A 15,285-nucleotide genomic window follows, 5' to 3' on the forward strand; every position below is an offset into this window, starting at 1 on the left:
TTCAGAGCAGCCGCTGCCGCAACCGTTGCTCGTTCCAGCCTTTGATAACCTCGTTGCCGCCCAGCACAAAGGTGGGCACGCCGCGGGCGCCCAGCCGCTGCCACTCGGCACGGTGCGGGCTGTTGCCTTCGACGTTGAGCTCAACATAGGGGATGTTGTGTTCGGCAAAAAAGCGGCGGGCACGCGCGCAGTAGCCGCACGCACGGGTGGCGTACATCACTACGGTGGGGCGCTCCTGCGGCACGGGGCCCTGCACAACGCCGGCGCTCACCAATTGTGCTTTGCCGCTGTTGTAGAGGCTCGGCCCGTATTGCCATGCCGCCAGCGCGACGATGGCCAGCATCAAGAATCGCATTCCCTTCCTCTCCCATTTTCAGGGCTGACAAATAGGCTGTCGCGGCTGGCGCAGCTTGTCGCCTTGGCGGGTTACCGTGGCAGCGCGGGCCGAAACGGCCTCTTTTTCTAACTCCCGGCCTTCGGCTTTCTACGCTTTACGCTCTACGTTTCATTCTCCGCCAGCAACAATTGCGGCGCCTCAGCGTGCGCCCATCTGGCTGCCGCGCAATTTTTCGGCTTCGGCGCGGGCAGCCTCGCTGCCATCGGTGTTGCCCTGCCGCTGCCGGGCAGTGGCCAGTATATCCCACAGGCCGGCGCGCCATTCAGCGTTGGCGGGCGCCTCTCGCAAAGCGCGCAGGGCCAGCCCCTCGGCATCGCGGGGTTTGCCCTCTGCCAGCCGCAGCTCGGCCAGTTCGCGATACAACACGGTGGCCTCGCCTGCGCCAGCCATGCTCAGTGCCCGCTCCAGATAACGGCCGGCCGCGCCGGTATCGCCCCGGCTGCGCGCATTGCGGGCAGATGCCAGCAAGCTGTGCGCGGGCGAGCTGTCCTGGATGCCGACAGGCATATCATCCCGAGGAGCGGTAGTCGTGGGTGGCGTCAGGGTACAGCCGGCCAGCGCCAGCAGCCCGGCCAGGGCGATCAGTCGAACAAGCGGCGAAACCATCCTCGTACTCCTCCTCGTGAGATATCCTCCCCACAAGCGCTGGCTGCCTCCGGTATCGAGGCCACCAGCATCGGGTAACGGCGAGCGCCCTGGCACCCTTCGGCGCTACGGCGCTGGCCATCGGCATCCATCCACACCCACTCTACCCCCGGGGGCGCATCCTCGCGCAAGCTGCGTTGCGGCAGCGCCGCCATCAAATTACCCCACACCGGCAACGCGGCGCTGCTGCCCGCCACGCCGGCCGGCTGATTGTCGTCGCGGCCGATCCAGACTACCGCCAGATGATTGCCGCTGAAACCGGCAAACCAGGCGTCCCGATAGCCGTCGCTGGTGCCGGTCTTGCCGGCCACCACCAGATCAGCAGGCAGTTGGCCGAGCACACGCTGACCGGTACCGGCGCGCATCACCTGGATCATGGCCCATTGGGTCAGAAACGCCGGGCCTTGTTCGATCACCGGATCGGCGGACACTGGATAACGGGCCAACGGCTGCCCGGCAATATCCAGCACATCGGTAATGCTGCGCAGTGGCGTGCGAAAGCCGCCCGTGGCCAGCGGCTGGTACATCACTGCCACCTCGAAAGGGGTGAGGGCGTGGCTGCCAAGAATAATACTGGGATAGGCGGGGATGCGGCCTTGTACGCCGAGCCGCTTGAGGGTGAGGATCAATGGCTCCAGCCCCACCTCCATGCCCAGGCTGGCCATGGCCTGGTTGCGTGATTGCGCCAGCGCCTCGGCCATGGGAATGGCGCCGCGTGATTCCTTGTCGAAATTCTGTGGTGCCCAGGTGTCGCCGTGCGCCAGCGGCACGGTGATCGGCTCGTCGGCCACCAGCGTCGCCAATGAATATTGCTTCGGCCGCTCCAGTGCTGTCAGCACCACTGCTGGCTTGGCCAGCGAGCCGATTGGCCGCACCGCATCCAGCGCCCGGTTGAAGCCGGCGCTGCGGGGCTGCCGATCCGCCACGATTGCCAGCACATCTCCCTGATCCGGCGCGGTGACGACGACGGCGCCATTGAGCTGGTTATCGCCTTGCGGGTCGCGCTGTGCCAGCACGCGCGCCAGCGCGTCCTCGGCGGCCAATTGCGCCAGCACATCCAGTGTCGAGTGGATGTTCAGCCCTTCGCCCGAGAGCACGGCCGGCGGGTAATCCCGCGCCAGCTGGCGGCGCACCAGATCAATGAACGCGGGGAAGGCGTACAGCGCGCCCCCGCCACGGGGCACCACTTCCAGTGGCCTTGCCAGTGCCGCCGCCAGTGCGTCGTCAGACAGCAGCCCCTGCTCGTGCGCCACATTGAGCACCACATCGCGGCGAGCCTGGGCGCGCTCCGGGCGCCGGCGCGGATCGTACAGGCTCGGGCCTTTGAGCATACCGACCAGCAGCGCAAAATGGTGCGGCTCCAGCTCATTGAGCGGCCGGCCAAAATAAAACTGCGCCCCCAGCCCCATGCCGTGGATCGCTCGCGAGCCATCCTGGCCGAGATATACCTCGTTGAGATAGGTTTCGATGATCTGCGGTTTTTCGTAATGCAGCTCCAGCAGCACGGCCATGGGCATTTCCAGCAGCTTGCGGGAAAGCGTGCGGTCGCGGGTCAGCCAGAAATTTTTTACCAGCTGCTGGGTCAGTGTGCTGCCGCCCTGAGTGAGGCCGCCAGCACGCAGATTGGCAACCATGGCCCGCGCCAGACCGCGCAACGACAGACCGTGATGCTGGTAGAATTGCCGGTCTTCCACCGCCAGCAGCATGTCGTGCAGCATCGGCGGCGTATCGGCCAGGCGCACCAGGATACGGTCCTGGCTATGGCCGGGGTGAATGCTGCCGATCTGCATCGGCTCCAGGCGCGCCACCGGCAGCCGTGCGCCATCCGCGCCACTGAGGCTGCTGATCTGGTTGCCGGCCAGCTGCAACCGGATTTGGCGAGCCGGCTCGCCGCCATCGCTATCGTGGAAGGCGCGAGTGTGGATCAGATAGCTGTTGCCCTGCCGGGAAAACGAGCCCGGCGTCGGCGCGCCGGCCTGCTCGCGATAGCGTAAAAGCGCCAGCAACTGCGTTATATGACGCTCGGCCAGCACGCGGCCACTGTACAGCTCGACCGGCCGCGCATACACTCGCGCCGGCAATTGCCACTGGTGGCTATCAAATCGCTGCCGGACTCTGGCATCCAGCCAGGCCACGCCCAGCATTACCAGCACCAGCAGGATCAGGGCGAGCTGCCATAGCAGGCGTCTGGAAATCAATGGTCGGCGGGCGTTTTTTGACATGGCGGGCAGTATAGAGGAATTCCGTCGGCGATTTGGCAACAGACCTCACCAACCCCATAATGGTTCGCTTTTTCAGGCAGGAGCCGGTGGAAATGACGCGGCAGTACGATATTTATGCCATTGGCAATGCGCTGGTGGATACCGAGATCGAGGTCAGTGACGCCTTTCTCGACCGCATGGGTATTGGCAAGGGTATAATGTCACTGGTGGATCGCGAGCGGCAGCTGGCGCTGATCGACGCCTTGCAGGGTGAGGCCGAACCACACCACCAGACCTGCGGAGGCTCCGCCGCCAATACCATCATCGCCGCCCGTTATTTTGGCAGCCGCTGCTTTTACAGCTGCAAGGTGGCAGATGACGACACCGGCGCGCTGTTTGTGCGCGAGCTGCAAGCCGCCGGGGTAGATACCAATATGGCTACCCAGCGGCCAGCCGGTACCAGTGGCACTTGCCTGGTGATGGTGACGCCCGATGCAGAGCGCACCATGAACACCTTTCTGGGCATTTCGGAGTCTGTCAGCGAAGCCGATCTGGATCTGGCCGCGCTGCGTGCTTCACGGTATGCCTATATTGAAGGCTATCTCGTCACCTCGCCCAGCGCTCGGGCTGCCAGCATCCGCCTGCGGGAGCTGGCCAGGGAAAACGGCACCCAGGTGGCGCTGACATTTTCCGATCCGTCGATGGTGCGTTTTTTTCGCGACGGCTTGCTGGAAATCATCGGCGACGGCATTGATCTGCTGTTCTGCAACGAAGACGAAGGCATGGAGTTCACCGGCACTCGCACCGCCGAGGCGGCGCTGGAGAGCCTGAAGCAATATGCACGGCAAGTCGTTATGACGCGAGGCCCGCGAGGGGCTGTCGCGTTTGATGGTGACACCAGCCACTGGATTGATGGCGTGCCTGTGAAGGCGGTGGATACCAACGGCGCGGGCGACATGTTCGCTGGCGCATTTTTGTATGGCCTGACTCAGGCACTGGATTTCCCGACTGCCGGCCGGCTGGCCTGCGCAGCGGCCGCGCGCGTGGTGAGCGATTTTGGCCCCCGCCTGAGCGCTGCTGCTCACGCCGAGGTACGCCGGCAGATACTGGGGCATTAAAGGTACTGTTTCATGAGCGAAGCACACCGCCTTTGTGCATTGGCGGAAATTGAAGAAGGCCAGGCCCGCGGCTTCGAATTCGGGCACAGATCAGTGATAGCGGTGGCCCGGGATGGCAACCTCTACACTTATGTCAACTGGTGCCCACACCTGGGCATCGGGTTGAATTTTTTCCCGGATGAGTTCCTCGATCAGGAACGGCAGTTCCTGATGTGTGCCAACCATGGCGCGCTGTTCGAGATCGAGACAGGCGAATGCGTCTCCGGCCCTTGCCAGGGAGAGGCATTGCTGCCCGTGCCGCACCAGATCCGGGAAGGGGATATCTGGGTAACGCTCGTGGAGCCACCCACGTAGCCCCAGCAGGAAGACCGCATGCAGGTTCCTGTTGCTTATCATCTGCCGCTTGACACAGCGGCCGGGCAGATACGCGCCTCAGACACCTGCATCTGGCAGATTTCAAGCCAGGGCGAGCACCTTCCTTTTGACAAAACCCGCCTTCCCGGCGGCTACATTGATCCATATCAACAGACTCTCATTTTTACGCGCTAAAGTGCCTGCGCCCCGTTCTCCAAGGATTTTCCACATGCAAGCTTCCACTGCGCCACCCGTCTACAATTATCGAGTTGTCCGCCAGTTCACTGTGATGACGGTGTTCTGGGGCATCGTCGGCATGTTTGTCGGTGTCTGGATTGCCGCCCAGCTCGCCTGGCCTGCACTGAACTTCGATATCCCCTGGCTGAGTTTCGGGCGCCTGCGCCCATTGCATACCAACGGCGTGATTTTCGCTTTTGGTGGCTGTGCCCTGATCGGTACGTCTCTCTATGTGGTGCAGCGCACCTGCCATACCACGCTGGCCTTCCCACGGCTGGCGGGTTTTGTTTTCTGGGGTTATCAGGCAGTGCTTGTGCTGGCCGTGATCACACTGCCCATGGGGCTCACCAGCACCAAGGAATACGCGGAACTGGAATGGCCAATCGATATCTTGTTGGCGGTGGTCTGGGTCTCGTATGCGATCGTGTTCTTTGCCACCATAGCCAAGCGCAAGACAAGCCATATCTACGTGGCCAACTGGTTCTATGGTGCATTCATCATCACCATTGCCGTGCTGCATATCGTCAACAACCTCGCGATCCCGGTGTCGCTGACAAAATCCTATTCGCTGTATTCAGGCACCATCGACGCCATGGTGCAGTGGTGGTACGGCCATAACGCGGTAGGCTTTTTCCTGACTGCCGGCTTCCTCGGGATGATGTATTACTATGTGCCGGTGCAGGCACAGCGCCCGGTATATTCCTATCGTTTGTCGATCGTACACTTCTGGGCGCTGATCGGCGTATATATGTGGGCTGGCCCGCACCACCTGCATTACTCATCGCTGCCGGACTGGGTGCAGTCGGTCGGCATGGCCTTCTCGATCGTTCTGCTGGCACCCAGCTGGGGAGGCATGATCAACGGGGTGATGACTCTGTCGGGCGCTTGGGACAAGCTGCGCACCGATCCGATCATCCGCTTCCTGGTTGTGGCGTTGTCGTTCTACGGCATGAGCACCTTTGAAGGGCCGATGATGTCGATCAAGACGGTCAACGCGCTCAGCCACAACACTGACTGGACCATCGGCCACGTACACGCCGGCGCACTCGGCTGGGTGGCGATGATCACCATGGGCGCACTGTATGTGATGATCCCGCGTCTGTACGGCCGCAAGCAGATGTTTTCCATCGGATGGATCAACCTGCACTTCTGGCTTTCCACTGTCGGCACGGTGCTTTATATCGCCGCTATGTGGGTGTCGGGAATCATGCAGGGCCTGATGTGGCGCGCGGTGAACGCCGACGGCACGCTCACCTACAATTTCATTCAGGAAATGGCCGAGCGACAGCCCTACTACCTGGTGCGTCTGCTAGGCGGCATCCTGTTCTTCGCCGGCATGGTGCTGATGGCAATCAACGTCTACCGCACGCTGCGCGAAACCCGCACGGCTAGCGGTGCTGACAACCTGGCAACGGGGGAATAAGGCCATGTCGAGCAAACACGCAGTCATTGAGAAGAATATCGGCCTGATGATCGCCCTGATCCTGGTCATCATCAGCTTTGGCGGGCTGGTCGAGATCGTGCCGTTGTTCTGGCACAAATCGACCACCCAACCACTCTCCACTCTGCGTCCCTACAATGCGCTGGAGATGGCGGGCCGGGACATCTACATCCGCGAAGGCTGCCATGTGTGTCATACGCAGATGGTGCGGCCATTGCGTGCGGAAACCGAGCGCTACGGGCCATACAGCGTGGCCAGCGAAGATGTCTGGGAACACCCGTTCCTGTGGGGCTCAAAGCGTACCGGCCCGGATCTGGCCCGTGTCGGGCTGCGTCCGATCACCGAACAATGGCACCGTGAGCACCTGCGCGACCCGCGCCACGTTGTGCCGGAATCGAACATGCCGGGCTACCCCTGGCTACAGCACAACACAGTGAACTGGAGCACCATGCCGCGCACGCTGCATGTGTTCAAAAACATCTTCGGCGTGCCTTACACCGACGAGGACATTGCCGAACAGCTGGCGAAGATCGAGGGCGAGTGGGCTGATGCCACAGAAGAAGACGCCGTCATCGCCTACTTGATGTCGCTGGGGCACGCACGTGCCGAGCAGCGCGAGGAGGCCAAGTGAGTTATCACGCTGTAGTGACAGTGGTGTTTTTCATCACTTTTATTGCCATGGCCGCCTGGGTATTTCGCCCGGGCCGCAAGCAGCATTACCAATCGCTGGCCATGACGGCAATCGAGGACGAACTGGATCACCAGGAGACTGAACGATGAGTGGATTCTGGAGCGGGTGGGTTATCGTCCTGGTGGTCGGCAACCTGATCTTTTACGGCCTGCTTTTGCTCGGTAATTCACGCCTCACCCCGGAAGAGGCCTCCCGAGACACCACTGGCCATGTGTTCGACGGCATCGAGGAGCGCAACCAGCCCATGCCTCGCTGGTGGCTGTTCCTGTTCATCGGCACCCTGCTGTTCTCTGCGGTTTATCTGGCGCTTTATCCTGGCCTTGGCAACTTTCCCGGCCTGCTGGGCTGGACCAGTGCCGGGCAATGGCAGGAGGAAGTCGAGCGTGCGGCGGAGCAGAGCGCACCGCTGTTTCGTGAGTATGCCAGGATTCCCATCGAAGAGATGCGCAACCATCCGGAAGCGCTGGCCGTTGGCGGGCGACTGTTTGCCAACCATTGCGCCATCTGCCATGGCTCGGACGCGCGCGGCGCGCGGGGCTACCCGAACCTGACCGATCAGGATTGGCTGTATGGTGGCACGCCGGAGGACATCCGTACCAGCATCGCCAAGGGCCGCCAAGGCACCATGATGCCGATGAAGGCGCTTATCGGTAACACCGAACGTGACGTGCGCGACATGGCGATTTATGTGCAAAGCCTGAGCAATGAAAACATGCGCAACAACCCCGGCTATGCAGACTCCATCGCGCGCGCCGAGCCGAAGTTCACCATGTGCGCGGCGTGCCATGGCGCGGACGGCACCGGCAACCAGGTCATCGGTGGCCCCAATCTGACTGACCGTATCTGGCTGCACAGCCCGCGCCTGGCCGATATAGAGGCTATAATACGCAATGGCATCAGCAGTCTTATGCCACCTCACGAAGGAGTTCTCACGGAAGAGCAGATCCATGTCCTGACAGGGTATGTCTATCAGCTTTCACAACCCCAGGAGTGATCAAATGACTCAGCGGCAGCGCATCCCCGTACAACAAGAGCCGGCACCCGCCACGACCTTGTACGCGCGCCGCGAGCCCATTCAGGTCCGGCACGTGCGCGGCATTTATCAAAAGCTGCGCGATGCCGGCATGGGCATCAGCATTTTCGTCTACATGATCCTGCCCTGGGTTCAGTACAACGGGCGACAAGCCATGTTGTTCGATCTGCCCCAGCGCCGCTTCGACATTTTCATGTTTTCGTTCTGGCCGCAGGATTTCATGTTCCTGGCCTGGGCGCTGATCCTGTCTGCGCTGGCATTGTTTGCTCTCACGGTGTTTGCCGGACGTGTCTATTGTGGTTATCTCTGCCCGCAAACCAACTGGACACGGCTGTTCTTTACCATTGAACGCTGGTGTGAGGGCGATCGGCTACAGCGGCAGAATCTGGCCGCAGCGCCCTGGAGCCTGAACAAGCTTTTCCGGCGAACGGTCAAACACAGTGGTTGGCTGATTGTGTCTCTGGCCACTGGCCTGACTTTTGTCGGCTACTTCACTCCCATTCGCGAGCTGATACCGGATTTCTTTACCGGCCAGATCGGCGGTTGGGCCTGGTTCTGGATCGGGTTCTTCACTCTCGCCACCTACGGCAACGCCGGCTTCATGCGCGAGCAGGTGTGCCTGTACATGTGCCCCTATGCACGCTTCCAGAGCGTAATGTTCGATGCCAATACGCTGATCGTTTCCTACGATGAAGAGCGCGGAGAGCCACGCCGGCGCGGGCTACGCAAAACGGCCGATCCGGGCGAAGCGTTCGGCGATTGCATCGATTGCAATCTGTGCGTGCAGGTGTGCCCTACCGGGATCGATATTCGTGAGGGCCTGCAAGTCGGCTGCATCACTTGTGCTGCCTGCATTGATGCCTGCGATGAGGTGATGACGCGCATTGATCGCCCCAAAGGGCTGATCCGCTACACCACCGAAAACGCGCTGGCCGGTCGCCTTCAGAAACTGCTGCGGCCACGCTTGATCGCCTACGGTGCAGTGCTCGGCGCGCTGACACTACTGTTCACCTGGCAGCTCTACCAGCGCGTACCGTTGCAACTGGATGCGCTGCGCGACCGCCATGAACTGTATCGGCAAACCAGCGACGGGTTTATCGAAAACAGCTACCGGCTCGAACTGCTGAACAAAAGCCAACGCACCCAGCATTACCGCCTGACTCTGGAAGGCCCGGATGTGCTGACACTGGTCGCCGGCCCGCAAATCTTTCCGCTGGCGAGCGGCGAACATCGTTCGGTGCCCGTAACGGTGCGTTACGACCCGTACGAAGAGCCGCCGGCCGACAGCCGCATCTGGTTCCGTGTGCAGTCCCTTGACGACCCACGACAGGAGAACCGCCATGAGTCGCGATTCATCCACCCGGACTGATACCAAACCCTGGTATCGCCACCCGCTGGTCTGGCTGGTCATTCTGCTGCCGGCCAGCAGCGTGATCGGTGGGCTGATCCTGCTTACCATTGCCATTCGCAACGCCGACGATACGGTGGTGGACGACTGGTATCGCGAAGGCCGCACCATCAACCGCACCATGGCCGATGAAGAACAGGCGCGCCGCTTCGGCGTGCGCGCCACGCTGGATTTTCAGGCATTGCCGAGCGTGCAGCTGGAGAGCCGCATTCCGGTGCCCTGGCCCGAGCGGCTGACACTGAAACTGCGCCACCCGACAATCGCCGCACGCGATCATCAATTGAGCCTCGTGCACCAGGGCGAGGGCCGCTATCTCGGCGATCAGCAGATTCAGCCTGATGCCGAGATGATCGTTACACTTGCTCCTGAAAATGGCTACTGGCGCCTGCAACAGCGCGCCCGGCTGGATGACCTGCATACCGTGATGGATGCAGGGAGGGCTCAGTGAGCACGGCCTGCTGGCATTGCGGTGAAGATACCGGCAGCACGCCCTTTACCGCACGCACCCCGGACGGCCTGCGCAACGCCTGTTGCGCAGGCTGTGCTGCGGCGGTGGAAATGATCCACCGCATGGGCCTTTCCGATTACTACCAGCTGCGCACCGAAAACGCGCCTCTCGCGGCACTGGACGAAAACGACCGCACCCTTGCGCTGTTCGACATGCCCGCGCTCGTGGCGCCACACCGGCGGCCGCAGGCCAACGGCCACGACGCCCTGCGCCTGCAATTGGGCAGCCTGCGCTGCGCCGCCTGCTGCTGGCTGATCGAGCAGATGCTGACCGACCTGCCCGGTGTTCATGAAGCGCGGGTCAACCTCGCCACCATGCAGCTCTCGCTTGAGATCGACCAAGGCGATCTTGCGCTGCCGCGGCAGATCGCCGAGCGCCTGTTGCGGCTGGGCTACAGCGTGACACTACCCGGTGATCCGCGCTACGAGCGCGACTTGCAGAAAGAGAAGCGACGCCTGCTCGGCCGCGTCATGCTCGCGGGCCTCGGCGCGATGCAGGCGATGATGTATTCCTTCGTGCTCTATCTGAACGTATTCGACCCCAGCGAAGCAATTTATGAATCCATGCTACGGCTGACCAGCCTGCTGATCGCCACCCCGGTCGTGTTCTACGCCGGCTGGCCCTTTTTCAGCGGTGCCTGGCACGGGCTGAAGCAACGTCAGCTGACCATGGATCTGCCCATCGCCATTGCGCTGCTGCTGGCCTGGGGCGGCTCACTGGTGAATATGGCGCTGGGCGGCAGCCATGTGTATTTCGATTCGGCCGCCATGTTCGTGTTTTTCCTGCTGATCAGCCGTGCCCTGGAGCAGCGGCAACAGCATCGCGTGCGCCGCGCCTGGCAACGCCTTCAGGATGCCCTGCCGCAAGTGGTGCAACGGTTGCGGCACGCCGAGCCGGAATGGATCAGCGTGCAGGAAATCCAGCCCGGCGATATTCTGTTGCTCGCGCAAGGCGATACAGTGCCGGTGGATGGCATTGTGCATGAAGGCGAAGGCGATATTTCCGAAGCCGCCATCACCGGCGAACCATTGCCGGCACGGCGCGTGGTGGGCGATACCTTGCCCGCCGGCGGCAAGGTGCTGGAGGGCCGTGTGCAATTGCGCGCCACCGGCACCGTGGACAGCAGCCTGGTAGCGCAAATTGCCGAGCAGGTCAGCCGCGCAGCGGAAGAGCGTGTCACCGTGGTGCGTGACTGGCAGCGCGTCGCACCGCTGTTTATCGGTGCCTCGCTGCTGCTGGCCGTGGTCACGCTGGCGATTCACTGGGAAGACAGCCCCGCCCTTGCTTTTGAACACATGCTGGCGCTACTGGTGATTACCTGCCCGTGCGCGCTGGCTCTGGCGGTGCCGCTGGGCGTGTCGGCGACGCTCTCCACCGCACTGCGCGAAGGCATTCTGGTTGCCTCACCGAAACAGTTGTTGGCGCTGAATCAGGTTCGCGGCGTGCTGTTCGACAAGACCGGCACGCTCACGCTGGGGGATTTCCAGCTGACCGAATTTCTGGATGCCGCCTCGCCGGCCCACCCGGAAAGCCTCACCCAGCGCTTGGCCATCGCCGCCGCACTGGAAAGCGACCACCCACACCCGCTGGCGCGCGCCTTCGACGGCATGGCCGCCGATCAAGCGCTGACCGACGTGCGCATCAGCCGCGAAGGCGCCGAAGGCAAACGCCAGGGCGTGCACTGGCGCATCAGCGGCGATCCCGCCTATGCGCGCCCGGACAGCACCTGCCTGCTGTTGAGTCGCAACGGCGAGCCCAGCGTACGCTTCTGGCTGACCGATCAACTGCGCCCGGAAACCACCGCCGTGCTGGAGCGCCTGCGCCGCCGCGGCCTGACACTGCGGCTGGCCAGCGGCGATGCCCGCTCGGCCGTGGAATCGCTGGCACGACAGCTACCGCTGGTAGAAGCGCGGGGCCAGATGACCCCCACCGATAAAGCCGCCTGGCTGGCACAACTGGCGCAGGCAGAAGGCCCGCAAATGATGGTGGGCGACGGCATCAACGATGCCCCCGCGCTGCTCAAGGCCGCCGTTTCCGTCGCCCCGGCCAGCGCCACCAGCCTGGCGCGCCGGGCAGCCGGGCTTTATCTGCTGGACGATAACCTGCGCCGCTTGCCGGCGCTGCCTGATCTGGCCGCTCGCAGCCGACAGCTGATCCACCAGAATCTGTTTTGGGCGGTGCTGTACAATGTCATTGCCGTGCCGCTTGCCATGGCCGGCTTCGTCACCCCCTGGGCTGCGGCTCTGGGCATGGCGGCCTCGTCGCTGGTGGTCACCCTCAATGCCAACCGGATGAACCGATGGAAAGCCTCTTCCTGCTGATCCCGCTCAGCCTGATCTTGCTCGGCGTCACCGTCTGGGTGCTGTTCGCCGCGCTCCGCACCGGCCAGTTCGATGATCTGGATCGCCCCGGCTGGCAGGTGCTGTTCGACGACCGCGATCCACCACCCTCTGTGCAACAAGACAGCGAGCCGGAGGAGAAGCCGTGATCACCAGCCTGTTCGCCCCACTTGCCGCCGCGGCACTGCTGGCCGCAGCGGGCAGCCTGCATTGCGCCGCCATGTGCGGCGGGATTGCCGCCAGCCTGACCTTTGCCGTGCCGGAACAGGCGCGCCAGGGGAACCGGTTATGGCTGTGGCAGGGCCTGCTGGGCCTGGGCCGGATCACCACCTATAGCGCACTCGGCGCGCTCGCCGGGCTGCTGGGCAATACCCTGCTGGCACGGCTCAATGGCACGCACCTGATGCTACCAGCGCTGCTGTCGGCGGTTCTGATGCTGCTGCTGGCCGCGCAACTCTACGGCTTTGGCACGCCACTGCGAACGCTGGAGCGGCTGGGCATCGCCCTGTGGCGCCGGCTCTCGCCTCTTACCGGAAAGCTGCTACCGCTGGATCGCCCGCTGAAAGCCTTCGGGCTGGGCACCTTGTGGGGGCTGCTGCCGTGCGGCCTGCTCTATTCCGCATTGCTGCTGGCAGCGGCCACCGGCCACCCCGCCAGCGGCGCAGTGACCATGTTCATCTTCGGGCTCATCACCATTGTGCCGGTGGCCAGCACCGGCGTATTTGCCGGGCAGATCGGCCGACTGCAACGCCCGACGCTGCGCCGCACTGCCGCCACTTTGAGCCTGGGCGTGGCAATGCTGTTCATATGGCAGGCGCTGGCGGCGCCGCACCCGGCCATCCCCGACGTGCCGGGGCTGGAGCTTGAGCATCACCACCATCATCACTGAGCAGTATCGGGTATCATCGGCGCACTCGTTGCCCGCCGCCAGGATAGTCGATGAACAGCCGCCACCCGTTTGATGATCTGACTCCCGACCTGCTGCTGGATGCCGTGGAAAGCTGCGGCTTTCTCAGCGATGGGCGCATGTTGGCGCTGAATAGCTACGAGAATCGCGTCTATCAGGTAGGACTTGAAGATCAAGCACCGATCATTGCCAAGTTCTATCGCCCCGCGCGCTGGAGTGATGCTCAGATTCAGGAAGAGCACGACTTCTGCTTCGAGCTGGCGGAGCACGAGCTGCCAGTAGTCGCCCCCCTGCGCAACGAGGCAGGCCAAAGCCTGTTCCAGTACGGCAACTTTCGCTTTGCGCTCTACCCACGCAAAGGCGGGCACGCACCGGAGCTGTCCAACCCGGATCACTTGCTGGTGCTGGGGCGGCTGCTCGGGCGTATGCACAACATTGGCGCTATCCGGCCGTTCCAGCACCGGCCGACCCTCACCAGCCAACAGTTTGGTCATGAGGCTGCTGCTTACGTCAGCGAGCATTTCGTGCCCGCCGATCTCAAGCCCGCCTACGATTCGCTCGCCCGGGATCTGCTACAGGCCGTGGATGACGCCATTGCCAGCGCTGGCGCGGTCACTTATCTGCGCGTGCACGGCGATTGCCATGTGGGCAACCTGCTCTGGCGCGATGATGCTCCGCATTTTGTCGATCTCGACGACGCCCGCATGGCACCGGCCGTGCAGGATATCTGGATGCTGCTTTCCGGCGAACGCAATCAGCAAGCTCGACTGCTGGCAGAGATCCTGGAGGGCTACACCGAGTTCCGCGATTTCCACAATGCCGAGCTGCGCCTGATCGACGCCCTGCGCACCCTGCGGATGCTGCATTTTTCCGCCTGGATAGCACGGCGCTGGGATGACCCCGCCTTCCCCCGCGCCTTCCCCTGGTTCGACAGCCCTCGCTACTGGGGCGAGCAAATTCTCGCCCTGCGCATGCAGATGGCGGAGCTGAATGAAGTACCGTTGGTCCGTTACTAGGCGTTTTTTGCCCTCTATCGCCCCCAAAAGCCCCATTCATGGCGAATAAGCCCCAAAATGTAATTGAGTTATTTTGCCTAATGCGCAAAATAGGCCCTGCGGCACAGGATCGTTATCCGCTCGCGCCTGCCGAATGGCCGGCGCCTCCCCGGTGACGATATTCAGGGAAGCCTGTCGCCAGCACCCAATTTCTCTGGAGCTTACACATGCAGCAGCCCATGTTCATCAAGACGAGCGATGGCCGCTATCAGACCACGCGCCCGATCACTGAAGAAGAGCTATTTCTCTACGCAAGCGAGTTGCTTGAAGCCGATTTGCGTAAACGCCCCGGGCTGAAAAGCTCCACGGATGTTGCCGAGTTCCTGCGGTTGCGGCTCGGCCATGAGAAGCGAGAAGTGTTCTCGGTGATTTTCCTGGATCACAAGCATCGGATGCTGAAATTCGAAGTGATGTTCATGGGCACCATCAATGCCGCTATTGTTTACCCCCGTGAGGTGGTCAGGCGCGCACTGGAAGTCAACGCCGTCAATATTATCCTTGCGCACAACCACCCCTCCGGCGATCCAGAGCCCAGCAAGCAGGATTTCGAGATCACTCGCCGCATCAGCGATGCCTTGCGGCTGGTGGAGATTCGCGTTCTTGATCACCTGGTGGTCTGCCGCGACAGCTTTATCAGCCTCTCCGAGCGGGACTGGCGCATGGACGAGCTGCACAGCGTGCCCCGTTGAGCGCACACATCTGGCCCGCCAGCCGGGGCGCCCAACGCGGAGCTTGAGCAAACATGACTGCCGACCTCCGCACACCGTTATCGTGATCAGGATTTCGCAGCCGGGAAGAAAGGATACAAGCAGGAAGCCGGCGGTCAGATCAGGCCCGACAGGGACCGTCCGCTCTCAGGCGAGACCCCCGCGCCTTGCCTGAGTGATTGCCGGCTCTCACGCGCCCGTCTCTGTCACGCAGATCGTGCACGCCGTGCAAAAAAGCCTCGCA

General features: G+C 62.6%; 17 protein-coding genes. 14 read left to right on the top strand and 3 right to left on the bottom strand.

What is annotated here, in order from left to right:
* Nucleotide 1: 1 nt before the first annotated feature.
* The 3 genes from MU846_RS13200 to mrcB form a co-directional block, all read right to left on the bottom strand.
* Nucleotides 2–355, bottom strand: a complete 354-nt coding sequence (locus MU846_RS13200) for a glutaredoxin family protein (protein ID WP_246953498.1) — start codon at nt 353–355, stop codon at nt 2–4.
* Nucleotides 356–535: 180 nt separating this feature from the next.
* The gene (locus MU846_RS13205) at nt 536–1,003 is read right to left on the bottom strand and encodes a hypothetical protein (RefSeq protein WP_246953500.1); all 468 of its coding nucleotides are present in this window, start codon (nt 1,001–1,003) and stop codon (nt 536–538) included.
* Nucleotides 979–3,264, bottom strand: coding sequence for a penicillin-binding protein 1B (gene mrcB / locus MU846_RS13210; RefSeq protein ID WP_246953503.1), 2,286 nt, complete (start codon nt 3,262–3,264; stop codon nt 979–981). Before mrcB ends, MU846_RS13205 begins: the two co-directional genes overlap by 25 nt.
* Nucleotides 3,265–3,356: 92 nt before the next feature.
* Here mrcB and MU846_RS13215 point away from each other — a divergent pair, with 92 nt between their 5' ends.
* The 14 genes from MU846_RS13215 (at nt 3,357) to MU846_RS13280 (ending at nt 15,023) form a co-directional block, all read left to right on the top strand.
* Nucleotides 3,357–4,361, top strand: a complete 1,005-nt coding sequence (locus MU846_RS13215; protein WP_246953505.1) for an adenosine kinase — start codon at nt 3,357–3,359, stop codon at nt 4,359–4,361.
* A 12-nt stretch (nt 4,362–4,373) separates the two neighbouring features.
* Complete coding sequence (locus tag MU846_RS13220) at nt 4,374–4,715, top strand: Rieske (2Fe-2S) protein (protein ID WP_246953507.1); 342 nt, start codon at nt 4,374–4,376, stop codon at nt 4,713–4,715.
* 18 nt (nt 4,716–4,733) lie between these two features.
* Complete coding sequence (locus MU846_RS13225; RefSeq protein WP_246953508.1) at nt 4,734–4,910, top strand: hypothetical protein; 177 nt, start codon at nt 4,734–4,736, stop codon at nt 4,908–4,910.
* Between the two features lie 34 nt (nt 4,911–4,944).
* Nucleotides 4,945–6,375: a cytochrome-c oxidase, cbb3-type subunit I gene (gene ccoN / locus MU846_RS13230; RefSeq protein WP_246953510.1), complete on the top strand. Its 1,431-nt coding sequence runs from the start codon at nt 4,945–4,947 to the stop codon at nt 6,373–6,375.
* A gap of 4 nt (nt 6,376–6,379) precedes the next feature.
* Nucleotides 6,380–7,024, top strand: a complete 645-nt coding sequence (ccoO, locus tag MU846_RS13235) for a cytochrome-c oxidase, cbb3-type subunit II (RefSeq protein WP_246953512.1) — start codon at nt 6,380–6,382, stop codon at nt 7,022–7,024.
* Nucleotides 7,021–7,173, top strand: a complete 153-nt coding sequence (locus tag MU846_RS13240; RefSeq protein WP_246953514.1) for a cbb3-type cytochrome oxidase subunit 3 — start codon at nt 7,021–7,023, stop codon at nt 7,171–7,173. The genes ccoO and MU846_RS13240 overlap by 4 nt, the downstream gene beginning before the upstream one ends.
* Nucleotides 7,170–8,078, top strand: coding sequence for a cytochrome-c oxidase, cbb3-type subunit III (gene ccoP / locus MU846_RS13245; RefSeq protein ID WP_246953516.1), 909 nt, complete (start codon nt 7,170–7,172; stop codon nt 8,076–8,078). Before MU846_RS13240 ends, ccoP begins: the two co-directional genes overlap by 4 nt.
* Before the next feature lie 4 nt (nt 8,079–8,082).
* Complete coding sequence (gene ccoG / locus MU846_RS13250) at nt 8,083–9,486, top strand: cytochrome c oxidase accessory protein CcoG (RefSeq protein WP_246953518.1); 1,404 nt, start codon at nt 8,083–8,085, stop codon at nt 9,484–9,486.
* Entirely contained in the window at nt 9,458–9,973 is a 516-nt protein-coding gene (locus MU846_RS13255; RefSeq protein WP_246953520.1) for a FixH family protein, read from the top strand. Before ccoG ends, MU846_RS13255 begins: the two co-directional genes overlap by 29 nt.
* Entirely contained in the window at nt 9,970–12,354 is a 2,385-nt protein-coding gene (locus tag MU846_RS13260) for a heavy metal translocating P-type ATPase (RefSeq protein ID WP_246953522.1), read from the top strand. Before MU846_RS13255 ends, MU846_RS13260 begins: the two co-directional genes overlap by 4 nt.
* Nucleotides 12,333–12,521, top strand: coding sequence for a cbb3-type cytochrome oxidase assembly protein CcoS (gene ccoS / locus MU846_RS13265; RefSeq protein WP_246953524.1), 189 nt, complete (start codon nt 12,333–12,335; stop codon nt 12,519–12,521). Before MU846_RS13260 ends, ccoS begins: the two co-directional genes overlap by 22 nt.
* Nucleotides 12,518–13,261 (top strand): sulfite exporter TauE/SafE family protein, encoded by a 744-nt coding sequence (locus MU846_RS13270; protein WP_246953525.1) that lies wholly within the window; start codon nt 12,518–12,520, stop codon nt 13,259–13,261. Before ccoS ends, MU846_RS13270 begins: the two co-directional genes overlap by 4 nt.
* Nucleotides 13,262–13,311: 50 nt before the next feature.
* Nucleotides 13,312–14,295 (top strand): serine/threonine protein kinase, encoded by a 984-nt coding sequence (locus tag MU846_RS13275; protein ID WP_246953527.1) that lies wholly within the window; start codon nt 13,312–13,314, stop codon nt 14,293–14,295.
* 206 nt (nt 14,296–14,501) lie between these two features.
* Nucleotides 14,502–15,023 (top strand): JAB domain-containing protein, encoded by a 522-nt coding sequence (locus MU846_RS13280; protein ID WP_246953529.1) that lies wholly within the window; start codon nt 14,502–14,504, stop codon nt 15,021–15,023.
* Nucleotides 15,024–15,285 lie beyond the last annotated feature (262 nt).

Origin of the sequence: Alcanivorax quisquiliarum, from assembly GCF_023051175.1 — a bacterium.
Classification (GTDB): Bacteria; Pseudomonadota; Gammaproteobacteria; order Pseudomonadales; family Alcanivoracaceae; genus Isoalcanivorax; species Isoalcanivorax quisquiliarum.